At 62.9% G+C, this 340-nt stretch carries 1 protein-coding gene; it reads right to left on the reverse strand.

What is annotated here, in order from left to right; all coding sequences use genetic code 11:
- The coding region (locus AO388_RS06535) for an AMP-binding protein (protein WP_153003973.1) at positions 1-340 on the reverse strand (340 nt) is incomplete at both ends.

Consider the following 340-nt stretch of genomic DNA (forward strand, 5'->3'; position numbering starts at 1 on the left):
TGTAGTTGACCAGGCCGCGATGTTCGATCATCACGCCCTTCGGATTGCCCGTGGAGCCCGAGGTGTAGATCACATACGCCAGGTTGCGCACGCTGAGGGCTTCCACCACCGGGTTGTCGTCACGCTCGGTAAAGGTGGCGCGCTGATCGCCGTCGAGCAACACCAGTGGCAAGGTCAGGGTCGGCAAGCGCTTGCGCAGATCACGCTGGGTCAGCAACGCCGCTGGCTGGCTGTCGGTGATCATGTAAGCCAGTCGCTCGGCCGGATAGGCAGGGTCCAGCGGTACATAAGCCGCCCCTGCCTTGAGCACACCGAGCAGGCCGACCATCATTTCCACACC

Origin of the sequence: Pseudomonas sp. ICMP 10191, assembly GCF_001467335.1 — a bacterium.
Lineage (GTDB): Bacteria > Pseudomonadota > Gammaproteobacteria > Pseudomonadales > Pseudomonadaceae > Aquipseudomonas > Aquipseudomonas cerasi.